We start from the raw sequence: 14,755 nt of genomic DNA on the forward strand, positions 1-14,755 counted from the left end.
GCAGGGCGCCCCTCCCGACCTTCACTGTGCGTATTCATCCAGGTCAGGGGCGGGCGGTGGTTTCAAGGGCGGCCGGCCCCGGTACCCGGGCGACGCGGGAACGGCGCCCCGCCACCCCGGCCGCCCCTCCCTGCTCTGCCGCACCCGACCGACCAGCCGGTCCCCACCGCCGCCCTCGCCGCCCGCTTGAACCTCTGCCCCGTGGGGCCCGACACCCGGGCGACACTCGCGCCCCGGCCCTACCGCTGCCGTCGCCGCCCGTCTTGACCTTTGCTCTGCGGGGCGCCGCACCGGACCGGCCGGCCGGCACGCCCTCCCGCCGTCGCTGCCCGCTTGAACCTTCGCTCCGCGAGGCGCCGCGCCTGACCGGAATGCCGGATCGCTGAGGGGAGAAGGGGGGATCGGCACCGGGGAAACGCCCTGCCTGCCGCCCCTGTCCCGCCGACCGCTCCCTCTCGATGATCTGGGCGTCGTTGCCGTCTCGACCGGCTTTGAGACGGCAACAACTCCAAGATCAACGGGACAGGGTCAGTCCTGGGTGAACGACTCCACGGTCCGCTCGAAGACCGGCTCGTATCCGCGAACCTCGCCCTGTGGGACGTTCAGGGTCAGCGTGAAGCCCTCGTCGTCAGCGATCACGCCGTAGACGGTCATGTGCCGCTCCGGGGTCGGCCAGGTGCCGTTGCTCAGCGTCCGGGTCAGCCGGACCACCTCGTAGTCGCTGTCCCAGTGGCCGGGGTACTCCGCGACCGGGACCACCCGGGTCTCGCCGGTCCGCACCCCGGTGGAGCCCTCCTCTTCGAGCGGGCCCGGGTCGCTCTGCCCCTCCAGGAAGCCCTCCCCGGTCAGGTCGTCGTTGTTGTGCCAGGTCTTGACCCAGATCGAGTGGTCCCCCGACTCCGACTCGAACCGCACGCTCCCGTCGCCCAGCCAGCCGAAATCCTCGTGGACCCGCCACTCCTCCGGATACTCCACCCGGAACATGTCGGCCTGGTACACGGCGTAGGCGTCCTCGTCGACGGCCGCGCCGCCGGAGGCGACCGCCGCCACCGCGACCACCAGGAGCAGCAGAAGCGCCCCGCCCCCGCAGGCCAGTCCGATGAGGAGCCCGCGGGGACGCCGGTCCGCCCGGCCGGGCGGACCGGATGGGGCGGCCGGAGCGGCGGGGACGGCCCCCGTCGCCCCGGGGTCGGCGGTGGGCGGCGCACCGGCCCCGGGGCGCCGCCCGGTTGGAGCGTTCGGCGCGTTCGGTACGGCGCGGCGCGGAGGCGGTGCCGGGACCGCCCCCGTGGCGGACGGCGCTTCCGCCGGCCCGGCGGCCGGGAGACCGGCTCCGCGCCGCCACGGGAAGGCGCCGAGGGAGGCGCGGACGGCGGAGACGGTGAAGGCGGCGGAGATGGAGCCCTGCCCGCCGCCGGGGGCGGCCCGGATGGCGCCCTGCCCGCCGCCGGGGGCGGCCCGGATGGCGCCTTCCCCTTCGCCGGAGGCGGTGCCGATGGTGCCTTCCGCTCTCCCGGGAGCGGTGCGGGTGGGGCCTTCCGCTCCGCCGGGGGCGGGCCCGCAGGGGCCGGGGAGGTCTGGGAGGCCGGGGAGGGCACGTCGAGCATGCGCAGGGCCTCGGCCGCACCCGGTCGGGCTTCCGGGTCCCGCCGGAGCAGGGCGGCGAGCAGCGGCCGCAGCGGAGCGGCCTGCGGGGCCGGCGGGACCGGGGCGGTGAGCACCGCGGCGATGGTGGCCGTCACCGTGGGCCGGCGGAACGGCGAGCGCCCGGTGAGCGCCGTCTGCAGGGTCACGCCGGCGCTCCACAGGTCGCCGGCGGGGGTCGTGCCGCCGGACTCCAGTCGCTCCGGCGGCATGTACTCCGGCGAGCCGATCAGCGTCCCGGTGCGGGTGATCGCGGTCCCGCCCTCGACGGTGGCGATGCCGAAGTCGGTGATGACCACCCGGTCGCCGCCGAGCACCATCACGTTGCCGGGTTTGATGTCCCGGTGCACCACGCCCGCCAGGTGCGCCGCGTGCAGTCCCTCCAGCAGCCCGCGGGCGAGCCGGGCGGCGCGCGCGGGCGGCGGCGGGCCCTCCGCGCGCAGCAGCTCCTCCAGCGAGCGGCCGCGGAGCAGCTCCATCACCACCCACGGGGTGCCCCCGTGGTCGAAGACGTCGTGCACGGTGACCACCGACGGGTGCTCGATCCGCGCCGCGGCCCGCGCCTCGCGCAGCACCCGCTGCCGGGTCTCGGCGCGCAGCGCCTCGGGGAGCGATGCCGGCAGCAGCACCTCCTTGACCGCGACCTCCCGCTCCAGGGCGGTGTCCCAGGCCCGCCACACCGCGCCCATGCCGCCCCGGCCCAGTTCCCCGCCGAGCCGGTAGCGGCCGGCGATGGTGCGGGAGCCGTCGTCCACGGGCATTCGGGGCCTCGCAATGGGGGAGGGGCGAACGGGGGGAGCAGGCGGGAGGGGAGGCGGACCGCAAGCGACCGCCGGAGGAGGCGCCTCCTCCGGCGGTCGCTTGCGAGCGGCGCCGGGTCTACCGGGTCACTTGATGACCCAGCTGTTCAGAGCGTCCTGGAGGGTCTGCTCGTACTGCTCGGCGTCCTCCTCGGGGACGTTCATGGACAGGGCGTAGCCCTTGTCGCCCACCACCACGTTGTACTCGGTGAGGTGGCGGTCCTCCTTGTCCCAGTCGTCGGCGGTGTAGCGGTTGACCACGACGGCGACGTCGTGCTCCGAGCCCCACCCGGAGGGCAGCTCCGAGGCGGGAACCTGGCGCAGGTCGTCGGTCCGGTAGTTCTCGTAGTCGTCCGAGGAGCTGAACCGCTCGTCGTCGGTCTCCAGCTGGTCCAGGCTGGCCAGCCCGCCGGTGTTGTCCCAGGTGGCGACCATCAGCCGGCGCTCGGAGGTGGGGTCGTAGAAGGACACCGCCCCGGTGCCGTCGGGCTCCAGCTCGTCGTCGTAGACGGTCCACCCCTCGGGGTAGCCGATGCTGTACCAGTCGGCGTCGTAGGACTCGAAGGAGGCCGGCGTGGGGTTCTCCTCGGGGCTCGGGGAGGCCGAGGCGCTGGGATCGGCGACCGGCGGGTCGACGGGCTCCTCCGGCTGGCTGCTCAGCGCGATGAGGCCGACCGTGGCCGCGCCGATCACCAGCACCAGCACCAGTCCGCACCCGATCAGGCCGAACACCAGCGGGGTGGCCTTGCCGCCCTTCTTCTTCTCCGCCGGCGGGGCGGAGTAGGAGTGCTGGCCCGGACCGGGGCCCGGGCCGGGGACGGGACCGGGGCCGGGGTAGCCCGGGCCGGGCCCCGGCGGTGGCGGCGGTCCGGCGGGCGCCGCGGACGGCCAGCCGCCGCTGGGCGCGTTCGGACCGGGGCCGCCGGGCCCCTCCGGTCCGGGGCCGCCCGGGCCCGGGAACCCGCCGGGAGGCGGACCGGGGACGCCTCCGGCGGGGGTCCCCGCGGCGGGGAGGCCCGCCGCCGGGGTGCCCGCGGGCACCCCGCCGGCCGGGGTCCCCGCGGAGGGCATGCCGCCCGCCGGGGTCGGCGCGGCGAAGGGGACGCCGGCCGGGCCGGCGGAGGGCGTCCCGGCGGCCGGGGTGCCCGCGCCGCCCGGGGGCCGCTGCTCGCGCAGCATCCGCAGGGCGTCGCCGGCGCCCAGCCGCCGCCCCGGATCGCGCTCCAGCAGCCCGCCGATCAGCGGCTCCAGCGGGCCGGCCTGCGGCACCGGCGGGATCGGCGCGGACAGCACCGCGGCGATCGCGCCGGTGATGCTCTCCCGGTGGAACGGGGACGACCCGCTCAGCGCCGCGTACAGCGTCACGCCGGCGCTCCACAGGTCGCCGGCGGGGGTGGCCGCGCCGCCCTCGAACCGCTCCGGCGGCATGTACTCCGGCGAGCCGACCAGGGCGCCGGTACGGGTGATGGAGGCGCCGCCCTCGACGGTGGCGATGCCGAAGTCGGTGATGACGACCCGGTCGTCGTCGCAGACCATCACGTTGCCGGGCTTGATGTCCCGGTGCACGACGCCCGCCTCGTGCGCCGCCCGCAGCCCCTCCAGCAGGGCCTTGGCGATCTCCGCGGTGCGCGGGGCGGACAGCGTCCCGCCCTCCGCGATCACCTGGTCCAGGGAGCGGCCGGGGATGAGTTCCATGACCACCCACGGGTTGTCCTCGTGGTCGAAGACGTCGTGGACGGTGACGATCGAGGGGTGCGGCACGCGTGCCGCGCTCCGCGCCTCGCGCAGCACCCGCGCGCGGGCCTCGGAGCGCTCGACGTCGGACAGGTGGCTGGGAAGGAGGATCTCCTTGACGGCGACATGGCGCTGGAGCTGGGTATCCCAGGCGTGCCAGACGATGCCCATGCCGCCCCGCCCCAGCTCACTGTCCAACCGGTAGCGCCCGGCGACCAGCCGGGCACCGCTGTCCGTGGACATATGGAGGGCCTCTCAGAGGGAGGGGGTAAGCGTGCTCGTGTGCAGCAGGCTACTAACTTGCGGCCGGACATGCGTCTCGTAGGGGTATGCGATGCATGTCCGGAACCTGCCGTCGGCCGGACATGCGTCTCGCAGGGGTATGCGATGCATGTCCGGAACCTGCCGTGCGGTGCGCAGAGGACGCCCCGTGCCGCTCCGACGGGGGCCGGGCCGGGAGTGGAGGGGGAGCGGGGGGAAGCGGCGGGGGCGGCGCCCGGTCGGCGCCGCCCCCGCACGATGGCCGCCCGCTACTGCGAGTTGGTCATCTTCAGCACGTCGAGGGCCTCGTCCAGCTGGGCCTCGGTGAGCTTGCCGGCCTCGATGTAGCCGCGCTCCACGACCACCTGGCGGATGGTCTTCCGCTCGGCCAGCGCCTGCTTGGCGACCTTGGCCGCCTCCTCGTAGCCGATGTAGCGGTTCAGCGGCGTCACGATGGAGGGGGAGGACTCCGCGTACTCGCGGCAGCGCTCCTCGTTGGCCTCGATGCCGGCGACGCAGCGGTCCGCGAACACCCGGGAGACGTTGGCCAGCAGCCGGATCGACTCCAGCACGTTCCGGCCGATCATCGGCAGCTGCACGTTGAGCTCGAAGTTGCCCGTCGCGCCGCCGAACGCCACCGCGGCGTCGTTCCCGACCACCTGCGAGGAGACCTGGAGCATCGCCTCGCACAGCACCGGGTTGACCTTGCCCGGCATGATCGACGAGCCCGGCTGCAGGTCCGGCAGGTAGATCTCGGTGAGGCCGGTGCGCGGCCCCGAGCCCATCCAGCGGATGTCGTTGGCGATCTTGGCGAAGCTCACCGCGATGGTCCGCAGCTGCCCGGAGAGCTCGACCAGCCCGTCCCGGGCGCCCTGCGCCTCGAAGTGGTCCCGGGCCTCGGTCAGCGGGAGGCCGGTGGCGGAGGCGATCTCGGCGATCACCCGCGGGGCGAAGCCCTCCGGGGTGTTGATGCCGGTGCCCACCGCGGTGCCGCCCAGCGGCAGCTCGGCGACCCGGGGCAGCACCGCCTTGAGCCGCTCCACGCCGTAGCCGACCTGCGCGGCGTAGCCGGCGAACTCCTGGCCCAGGGTGACCGGGGTGGCGTCCATCAGGTGCGTGCGGCCGCTCTTCACCACGCCGGCGAACTCGACCGACTTGCGGTTCAGCTCGCCCTGGAGGTGGGTGAGCGCCGGGACCAGGTCGTTGACGACCGCCGCGGTCGCCGCGATGTGCAGCGAGGAGGGGTACACGTCGTTGGACGACTGGGAGGCGTTGACGTGGTCGTTGGGGTGCACGTCCAGGCCGGAGGCGGCCTTGGCCAGCGTGGCGACGACCTCGTTGGTGTTCATGTTGCTGGACGTGCCCGAACCGGTCTGGAACACGTCGATCGGGAACTCGCCGTTCCACTTGCCCTCGGCGACCTCCAGGGCCGCCTCGCGGATCGCCTTGCCCAGGGCGTCGGAGATGACCCCCAGCTCCGCGTTGACCTTCGCGGCGGCGGCCTTGATGTGGCCGAGCGCCGAGATGTTGGCGGCCTCCAGCCCCTGGCCGGAAATGGGGAAGTTCTCCACCGCCCGCTGGGTCTGCGCACGCCACTTGGCCTCGGCGGGCACCTTGACCTCGCCCATCGAGTCGTGCTCGATGCGGTAATCACTCATCTTTGAAAGACACCTCCAGGGAAACCTGCCCCCAAGATTGCCAGAAGTGGGCCGGACAGGCGCGGGCGACCCCGCAGAGAGCACCGGTGACCTCGGTGAACGTGGCGGGTGTCACCCCCGCGCGGACTCCGCGGCCGACCCGGGGGACCCGGCCGGCCCGGCGCCGGGGCGCGGCGGGTCGAAGGACCGGGCGAGCAGCACCGCGCCGAGCAGCAGCGCCGTCGGCGCGGCGAAGGCGGCGCGCAGGTCCAGCGCCTCGGCGATGCCGCCGATGAGCACCGCGCCCAGCACGAAGCCGACGTAGTTGGAGACGTTCACCCGGGCCACCGCGGTGCCGCCGCCGTCCGGGTCGAGCCGGCCCGCGGCGGAGAACCCGATCGGCATGACCACCGAGGCGCCCAGCCCGGTCAGCGCGAACCCGGCGACCGCGACCCAGGCGGAGGGCGCGCCGGTCGCGCAGGCCAGCCCGGCGAACGCGGCCCCGGCCCCGGCGCGCACCACCGCGACCGGCCCGAACCGGCGGACCGCGTGGTCGCCCAGGGCCCTGCCGAGCAGCGTGGTCGCCTGGTAGGCCCCGTAGCCGAGCGGGGCCAGGGCGGCCGAGCCGAGCGCGGCCTCGATGTAGACCGCGCTCCACGAGGAGACCGCGGAGTCGGCGATGTAGACGACGGCCAGCGCGGAACCGACCAGCAGGATCGGCCGCCACGGGATGCGCGGCCGGGGCGCGGCCCCGGCGGCCTCCGCGTCCGGCCCGGCCCCTCCGCCCCGCTCGGCGGGGGCGTCCCGGTGCAGCAGCGGCCCGGCGGTGAGGGAGACGGCGAGGCCGACCGCGGCCGCCGCGCCGAACGCGGCGGCGAGCCCGACGCCCCGCCCGGGGTCGGAGGTGAAGGCGGCCCAGAGCGAGCCGAGCACCGCGCCGGCGCTCCACACCGCGTGGAACCCGGTGAGCAGGCTGGTGCCGTACCGCCGCTCCACCGCGACGGCCTGGGTGTTCATCGTCGCGTCCACCGCGCCGAGCAGCAGCCCCACCGCGGCGACGGCGGCGTACAGCCCGGGGAGGGTGGGCACCGTGCCGGCGGCGGCGACCGCCAGCACCAGCGCGGGCTGGGCGACCCGCACCACCCGCCTGCTGCCGAACCGCACCGACGCGCTCCCGGCCAGCACGCTGCCGGCCCCGGCGACCACCGGGACCAGCGCGAGCACGGCGGTCAGCTCGCCTTCCCCCAGCTCGAACCGGGCCTGCAGTGCGGGGACCCGGGTGACCAGGGTGGCGAAGGCCAGTCCGGTGGTGAAGAAGACCCCGGACACGGCGGCCCGCGCGCGCCGGGCGACCCGATCGGTTCCTCCGGCGGCGGGGGGAGAGGAGCGCATGGACCCTCCGGGAACATGAAACCGTCTCAGGTATTCCCGGTAACGTACTCCGCCGCCCCGCCGGGCGCCAGACCCTCTCCCGTACGCGGAGGCGGCCCCGGACAGGGGGGAGCCCCCGGCTTTCCGGCCGGGGGCTCCACCGGTTCAGGGGATCGCGGTCCGCTCCGCGGACGGGATCCGGGGGATCAGGCGCGGTGGGTGCCGGCGGTGCGGCGCTTGCGGGTGTAGACCATCGTGGCGAAGCCGGTGACCAGGGCGGCCATGGCGGCGAGGAAGAGGCCGGTGATCGCGGAGCCGGTCAGCGGGAGGGCGTCCGCGCCGCTCGCGGCGTGGGCGCCGTGGCCGGAGGCGTGCGAGTCGCCGGCGCCGGCCGCTCCGGCGGTGCCGTCCGAACCGCCCGAGCCGTCAGAGCCGTCCGAAGCGCCGGCCGCCGCGCCGCCGTCCTCCTCCGCGGAGCCGCCGCCGTCGTGGCCGACGGTGTCGACGTAGCCGTCGCCCTGTGCGGAGGCGTTCCCGTCGCCCTCGTCACCGCCGTGGCCGGCGGCGTGCCCGTCGTGGCCTCCGGTGTCCTCCGGGGCGAAGGCCGGGGCGGCCGGCTGCGAGGCGCCCCCGCCGCCGAACGACACGTCGGAGCAGGAGTAGAACGCCTCGGGGCTGTCGGTGCGCTGCCAGATCGCGTAGATCATGTGCTGGCCGCTCTTGCCCTCGGGCAGTGCGCCGGTGAGCCGGTAGGTCCCGTCCACCACCTCGGGGTCGTCGACCCGCAGGAACGGCTCGGGCTCCAGGGCGTCCCAGGTGAGCCGCTTGTCCTGGCTCCAGCCGTCCTTGGTCACGTACAGCTCGAAGTAGCCCCGGTGCGGGGCGCTGGCGGTGTAGGTGAAGGTGTGCTGCCCGCTGGACGGCAGCGCGGTGGTGTGCCAGGCGCCGGGGGCGTCCAGCCCGGAGTACTTGGCCCGGCCGGCGCTGCACAGCTGCCCGTCGGGGATGATCTCCCGGTGCCGGCCGTCGGCGTTGGGGATGTTGACCTCGTTCCAGTCGTAGAGCGGCTGGGTGCCGTTCTCCGCGACCAGGTTCTTGCAGACCTCGGACTGCGGGTTCTCCGGGCCTTCCTCGAAGCAGGCGGCGATCCGGCTGACCGGGTCGCCCATGGTGCCGTGGGCGTTTGCGGTGCCCGCGGTCAGGGTTCCGAGGGCCAGGGGGATTCCGGTGAGCACGGCTGCGGTGCGGAGTGCACGGGCCAGTCTCATGGGGGGTTTCTCCTCGGTTGGACGTGAGCGGGAACCGCGCGATTGATCAGACCGCGCGGCCGTCCGGGCTGGAGAGGACGACCTTTCGGGTTCGGTTCCAGCCCTCCCGAAAGGTTCGGAACGGGACTATACACATTCGCAACCAAGAAAAGTCAATATCCGGAAAAGTTACCCTCTGCCTGCATGCTTGCGCTTGAGAGCAAGCAATGGTAAACATTCCTTACAGTGCGTTCCGGGGCATTCCGAGAACCGAATTGCCCGCCCCGGGCGCCCGGCCCGCCGCACCCGGACGGCCGTTTTCCGCCGTGCCCGATTCCGCGGACGATCCCGTGCGAATCCGGGCCGGTTCCGACGATTCCCCCCGATTCCTCCATGCGGAAAAACCTTTGGGAATCTCGGCTCGCCTTATCTACCGTGGGCCCTATGACGTCTTCGTCCTCCGCTTCCGCACCACCGCCCTCCCCCGGCCCGGAGGCGCGGCCCGAAACCGCCCGGGAGCCGTCGCGGGCCCCCGCCGTCGCGCTGCGCGGCGTGGTCAAGCGGTACGGCTCGCTCCGCGCCGTCGACGGGCTCGACCTCGAAGTGCCCACCGGGATCGTCCTCGGCCTGCTCGGCCCGAACGGCGCCGGGAAGTCCACCACCATGCGCATGCTCACCGCGCAGAGCCGGGCCGACGCCGGCGAGATCACCGTCCTGGGGCACCCGGTCCCGCGCGCCTCCAAGCAGGCCCGCGCCGACATGGGCGTCGTCCCCCAGCACGACAACCTCGACGAGGAGCTCACCGCGGGGGAGAACCTGGAGGTCTTCACCCACCTGTACCGGGTCCCGCGCGGCGAGCGGGAGGAGGCGGTCCGCCGCGCGCTGGCCATCGCGCACCTGGAGGACCGCCGGAACACCCGCACCGACAAGCTCTCCGGAGGCATGCGCCGCCGCCTGCTCATCGCCCGCGGCCTGGTGCACCGCCCCCGCCTGGTGCTGCTCGACGAACCCACCGTCGGCCTGGACCCCCAGGTCCGCCAGGAGCTGTGGGGGCTGATCACCCGGCTCCGCGCGGAGGGCGTCACGGTGCTGATGTCCACGCACTACATCGAGGAGGCCGAGCGCCTCTCCGACCAGGTGGCGCTGATGGCCAAGGGGCGGGTGGTCGCACACGGCGAACCTGCCGCGCTCATCGCCGAGCACGCCGGCCGGACGGTCGAGGAGTTCCCCGTCGGCCCGGGCGGGCACGACGGGGCGGAGGAGCGGGCCCGCGCCCGCGGGCTGCCCACCCGGCGCACCGGCGCGGCGCTGGCCGTGCTGCGCGCCGAGGAGATCGACGGCGGCCTGCGCGAACTGCTCGGCCGGGGCGAGGTCCGCGCCGCCAACCTGGAAGACGTCTTCGTCCACCTCACCGGGGAGCGTGTGGAATGACCGAGCCGACCGCGGCGGCCGCCGCACCGGTGGCCGCGCCCCCGCCCGGCCGCTTCGAACTGGCCCCGGTCCGCGGGGTGCTGGCCCGGGAGTGGGCGCTGTACCGGCGCAGCTGGAAGCCGACCACCTTCGCCGCGCTGGTCGAGCCGATCATCTTCCTGCTGGCCTTCGGCTTCGGCCTGGGCTCCCTGGTCGGCGCCGTCTCCGGGTACCGCTACATCGACTTCGTGGCCACCGGCATCGTCGCGATGTCGGTGCTGTTCACCTCGATGTTCCCCGGGCTGATCGACACCTACGTCCGCCGGGTCTTCCAGCACACCTACGACGGAATGCTCGCCGCCCCGGTGGACGTCCGCGAGCTGGTGACCGCCGAGGGGGCCTGGATCGGCCTCAAGGCCGGCGTCTACGGCTGCGCCCCGCTGCTGGTCGCGCTCGCCTTCGGGCTGCCGCCGGCGCCCGGCATGCTGATGGTTCCGCTGGTCGCCCTGGTCACCGGCTTCGGGTTCGCGCTGACCGGCATCTGGCTGTCGGCCGCGGTCCCCTCGATCAAGACGATGGACTACATCATCTCCGGGGTCATCACCCCGCTGTTCCTGGTGGCGGGGACCTTCTTCCCGCTGGACACGCTGCCCTCCTGGGCGCAGGCGCTGGCCAAGGCCAACCCGCTGCACCACTGCGTGGAGCTGGTCCGCGGCGCAGCCTTCGGCATCGACCCGGCCTCCGCCGCGCTGCACTGGGCCGCGCTGCTGCTCTTCGTCGCCGCCGCCTGGTGCCTGGCGGTCTTCCAGATGCGCCGCCGGCTGATCGACTGACCGGCCGCGGCGCCGGTCGGGCGCACGGAGGAGGGCGGCGCCCCGCACCGGGACGCCGCCCTCCTTCTTCTTCTTCCCGCCGTTTCCGGGCCGCGGCCGGTCAGCCGCCGCTGGGCGCCCAGCGCAGCAGCGAGCTGGCCTTCCCGTCGCCGAACGTGGTGGTGAACCCGACGGCCCCCCACTGGTCGGCGTCCGGGGCGTCCTCGGTGGCCTCCATCATGGCCCGCATGTCCATGTAGTAGCCGAGCGAGGCCTGCTCGGTCTCCTGCATGACCTGCTGGTACACCGGGTCGTCGCCCAGCTTCTCCTGGGAGGAGCTGCCGGAGGAGAGCACCACCGTGCCGCCCTCCTCCTTCACCCCCGGGCCGGAGGAGTAGGAGTCCGCGGCGGCGGCCTCGGCCAGCTCGTCGAAGAGCGCCTTGTCCGCCCCGGCGGCGCGGTACTGGAAGGCGCCGGAGTCGAAGTCGGAGAACGGGTCGTCGGTGCCGCCGACCGCGCTGGTGCCGAAGGCGGTCTGGGTGCCCAGGATCTTGCCGAAGTCGCCGGGGATCTGCAGGGAGCCGGTCTCGGCGGCGCCCGCCTCGATCTCCTCGGTGATCTCCGGGATCGCCCCGGACAGGTCGTTCCAGGCCTGCTCGCTCAGCGCGTCCAGGCCGCTGCCGCCGAACCCGAACACGGTGTCGCCGGGCAGCTCGCCCAGCTCGGTCAGGCCGGTCTCGGACGGCTCGTAGTCGTCCAGCGAGAAGCCGGCCGCGGAGAAGTCCAGCAGGTCGCCGCGGACCTCCAGGTAGTCGCTCTCCACGCTCACCGCGGCGACCGCCCGGCCGGTGATGTCCAGCTCCTCCAGCTCGGGGACCTCGGGGCCGGTGGAGTACCCGTAGTCCCCGTAGCCCGAGCCGCCGCCGGTCGCCGAGGAGAGCGCGTCGCCGGCGAGCTTCGAGGCGGCGCCGATGTCGAACCAGCCCGCGGCGATGCTGTCCCCGGCGGCCGCCTCCATGTCGGCGGAGAACTCGGGGGCGTCGGTGAGCGAGCCGTCCGACTCGATCCCGCCCTCCAAGTCGCTCAGGATCGACGCGGAGTCGGCGAAGATCGCGAAGCCGTCCCGGAGGACGTACTCGACCTCCTCCTCGGCGCTGATCCGGTCCAGCGACTCGGTGGCGGCGCCCTCGTCGGTGACCGCGATCGCGACCGCGCCCGCCACGCCCTGCTCGCCCTCGCCGGAGGGGAACGCCGCCGCGCCGAACCGGCGGCCCAGCCACGGGGCGACGTCCTCCTCGTAGTCGAGGTAGTCGAAGGACTCCTCGAAGAAGTCGGCGGCCGGGTCCTCCTCGTCGTTGATGTCCTCGCGGACCGAGTCGGGGAGCTTGCCGATGAAGCCGGCGTAGCCGGCCATCTGGGAGGCGGACGGCTTCAGATCGATCTGGGCGTAGGCGATCGTGTCCGCGGGGAACACCCGGTCCGGCTGCGGGCCGCCGAACAGGTCGTTGATCACCGTGTTGGAGGCCCACACGCCGGTCGCCATCAGCGCCACGCCGAGGACCGCCGCGGTGGGGACCATCCAGATGCGGTTCCGCCGCGGCGCGGGGCCCATCGGGGGTTGCGCGTATCCCGGGCCCGCCGGGTGGGGCACCGGAGCGCCGGGCTGCTGCGGCCCGGGCGGCCGCCAGTACGGCTGGCCGGGGGGATCAGGATGGGACATCGGACCTCCGGATAAGCGCGATTACCTGTAAGAAGGTACCAATCCGGACGGTGCCGACAGCCCGGGCGCCGCCGGGTCGGAACCGCACTGTGACAGCCCCCGCGGCCCCCGCCGGGGGCGGCGCGGGCGCCCGCGCCGCCCCCGGGGCGGGTCAGCGCTCGGCCGCGTCGAAGTCCACGCCGCTGTAGGTGGCCAGCTTGCTCAGCCGGTGCTCGCTGCGGATCTGCCGCACGGTGCCGCTGCGGCCCCGCATGACCAGGGAGTCGGTGATCGCACCGCCCGCCTCGTACCGGACCCCGCCGACCAGCTCGCCGTCGGTGATGCCGGTCGCGGCGAAGAACACGTCGTCCGAGGAGACCAGGTCGTCGGTGTGCAGCACCCGGTCCAGGTCGTGCCCTGCCTCCAGCGCCTTGCGCCGCTCGTCGGCGTCCCGTGGCCACAACCGGCCCTGGATGGTGCCGCCGAGGCACTTCATCGCGCACGCCGTGATGATGCCCTCGGGGGTGCCGCCGATGCCGAGCAGCAGGTCGACGCCGGTGCCGGGGCGGGCCGCCATGATCGCGCCGGCCACGTCGCCGTCGGTGATGAACTTGATCCGGGCGCCCGCCTCGCGGACCTCGCGCACCAGGCCCTCGTGCCGCGGCCGGTCCAGGATCACCACGGTGACGTCCTGCGGGCTGCCGCCCTTGGCCCGCGCCACGGCCCGGATGTTCTCCGCCACCGGCGCGGTGATGTCCACCGCGTCCGCGGCCTGCGGGCCGGCGGCGAGCTTCTCCATGTAGAACACCGCGGACGGGTCGAACATGGAGTGCCGAGGCGCCACCGAGATGACCGAGATCGCGTTGGGCATGCCCATCGCGGTGAGCCGGGTGCCGTCGATCGGGTCGACCGCGACGTCGCACTCGGCGCCGCTGCCGTCGCCCACCGACTCCCCGTTGTAGAGCATCGGGGCGTTGTCCTTCTCGCCCTCGCCGATGACCACGGTGCCCTGCATCGACACGGTGCTGATCAGGTGGCGCATTCCGTGCACGGCGACGCCGTCGGCGCCGTTCTTGTCGCCCCGGCCGACCCACCGCGCGGCGGCCAGCGCGGCCGCCTCCGTGACCCGCACCAGCTCCAGCGCGAGGTTGCGGTCGGGGACGTCGGCGGCGCTCGGGGGCGGCGTGGGCGCGGTCATCGGGTCTGCCTTTCGACACTGCGGGGAAAAGGTGGTGGAGGAGCCCCTGCCGGTCGGCGGTGCTCAGGACAACTCTAGTTCGCCCCCGGTCGCGGGCGCGGGCCGGGCGCCCCGCTCGGAGCGGCGCGGCCGAAGATGTGGCGCAGTCGGCGCGCGGTGACGAGCCGAACCGGGCTCGGAAGGGCGTAGCCTCGTGCTTCAGGCGGTGACGGACAGGACGGGGTCGAGGACGTGACAGTCGACAAGGCCGAGAAGAACGGGCGGCCGGCCGGGCGGGGAGCACCGCGCGGCGCCGCCACCCGGGCCGCCCTGCTGGAGGCGGCGGCGCACGTCTTCACCACGGTGGGCTTCTCCAAGGCGGGGGTCAGCCAGGTGGTGGCGCAGGCCGGCGCCAGCGTCGGCAGCCTCTACCACCACTTCACCGGCAAGGCCGACCTCTTCCTCGCCCTCTACGAGGAGTTCCAGCAGCGCCAGCAGAACCGCACCCGGCAGGCGGTCACCGAGGCCCGCGCGCAGGGGGAGACCGACCCGGCCCGCCTGATGTACACCGCGGCCCGCGCCTACCTGGAGGGCTGCATCGTGGAGCGGGACACCGCGGCCCTGTTCTTCAGCGGCGACGGCCCGCCCGGGTTCGACTCCCGGCTCCGCTCCCGGCTGCGCGAGTGGACCGACCGCAACGCCGCCCTGTTCCGCAAGGCCGACGAGCCGGTGGACGAGCCGCTGATGACCGTTGTGAGCGGTTCCATGCTGGTCGCCGTCTCCGAGGTGGTGCGGCTCGACGACGACGAGGCCCGGCGCTTCGCCGACGAGGTCACCGCCCTGCTCTCCGGTCTGCGGCCGCGGAACCGGCGGACCGGGGGAGCGGAGGAGCCCCCGGACGCGGGCTGACTCCGCCCCGCGCGGCCCCACCCCGGTGCGGACCACCGCGCGACCTGCGGCAAG

The 14,755-nt window shown here is 74.4% G+C and carries 10 protein-coding genes and 1 pseudogene; 3 read left to right on the forward strand and 8 right to left on the reverse strand.

Going from position 1 to position 14,755, the window contains the following annotated elements:
• Nucleotides 1-528: 528 nt before the first annotated feature.
• From D459_RS35810 to D459_RS0107235, 6 genes and pseudogenes are all read right to left on the reverse strand, one after another.
• Entirely contained in the window at nucleotides 529-1,059 is a 531-nt protein-coding gene (locus D459_RS35810) for a hypothetical protein (RefSeq protein ID WP_017592323.1), read from the reverse strand.
• Between the two features lie 608 nt (nucleotides 1,060-1,667).
• Nucleotides 1,668-2,405: pseudogene (locus tag D459_RS37545) on the reverse strand (serine/threonine-protein kinase); the annotation flags it as partial.
• A 126-nt stretch (nucleotides 2,406-2,531) separates the two neighbouring features.
• Nucleotides 2,532-4,421, reverse strand: a complete 1,890-nt coding sequence (locus D459_RS0107220) for a serine/threonine-protein kinase (protein ID WP_017592325.1) — start codon at nucleotides 4,419-4,421, stop codon at nucleotides 2,532-2,534.
• Between the two features lie 287 nt (nucleotides 4,422-4,708).
• Entirely contained in the window at nucleotides 4,709-6,097 is a 1,389-nt protein-coding gene (locus D459_RS0107225) for a class II fumarate hydratase (protein ID WP_017592326.1), read from the reverse strand.
• Between the two features lie 111 nt (nucleotides 6,098-6,208).
• Complete coding sequence (locus D459_RS31005; RefSeq protein ID WP_017592327.1) at nucleotides 6,209-7,468, reverse strand: MFS transporter; 1,260 nt, start codon at nucleotides 7,466-7,468, stop codon at nucleotides 6,209-6,211.
• Between the two features lie 185 nt (nucleotides 7,469-7,653).
• Nucleotides 7,654-8,715 (reverse strand): lytic polysaccharide monooxygenase, encoded by a 1,062-nt coding sequence (locus D459_RS0107235; RefSeq protein ID WP_017592328.1) that lies wholly within the window; start codon nucleotides 8,713-8,715, stop codon nucleotides 7,654-7,656.
• Between the two features lie 531 nt (nucleotides 8,716-9,246).
• On the opposite strand from D459_RS0107235, the gene D459_RS0107240 reads away from it, so the two are divergent.
• On the forward strand, nucleotides 9,247-10,125 hold the full coding sequence (locus D459_RS0107240) for an ABC transporter ATP-binding protein (protein WP_017592329.1): 879 nt from the start codon (nucleotides 9,247-9,249) through the stop codon (nucleotides 10,123-10,125).
• Nucleotides 10,122-10,937 carry an ABC transporter permease gene (locus D459_RS0107245; RefSeq protein ID WP_017592330.1) on the forward strand — a complete coding sequence of 272 codons (816 nt, stop codon included), beginning with the start codon at nucleotides 10,122-10,124 and terminating at the stop codon, nucleotides 10,935-10,937. Before D459_RS0107240 ends, D459_RS0107245 begins: the two co-directional genes overlap by 4 nt.
• Before the next feature lie 100 nt (nucleotides 10,938-11,037).
• Here the strand turns inward: D459_RS0107245 and D459_RS35815 are convergent, their stop codons facing one another.
• Both D459_RS35815 and glpX read right to left on the reverse strand, forming a co-directional pair.
• Nucleotides 11,038-12,495, reverse strand: coding sequence for a hypothetical protein (locus D459_RS35815; protein WP_026120143.1), 1,458 nt, complete (start codon nucleotides 12,493-12,495; stop codon nucleotides 11,038-11,040).
• A 292-nt stretch (nucleotides 12,496-12,787) separates the two neighbouring features.
• Nucleotides 12,788-13,813 carry a class II fructose-bisphosphatase gene (gene glpX / locus D459_RS0107255; RefSeq protein ID WP_017592332.1) on the reverse strand — a complete coding sequence of 342 codons (1,026 nt, stop codon included), beginning with the start codon at nucleotides 13,811-13,813 and terminating at the stop codon, nucleotides 12,788-12,790.
• A 231-nt stretch (nucleotides 13,814-14,044) separates the two neighbouring features.
• Between glpX and D459_RS0107260 the strand changes: the two genes are divergently transcribed.
• Nucleotides 14,045-14,701 carry a TetR/AcrR family transcriptional regulator gene (locus tag D459_RS0107260; RefSeq protein ID WP_017592333.1) on the forward strand — a complete coding sequence of 219 codons (657 nt, stop codon included), beginning with the start codon at nucleotides 14,045-14,047 and terminating at the stop codon, nucleotides 14,699-14,701.
• Nucleotides 14,702-14,755: the final 54 nt, after the last annotated feature.

Origin of the sequence: Nocardiopsis potens DSM 45234 (assembly GCF_000341105.1) — a bacterium.
GTDB lineage: Bacteria > Actinomycetota > Actinomycetes > Streptosporangiales > Streptosporangiaceae > Nocardiopsis_A > Nocardiopsis_A potens.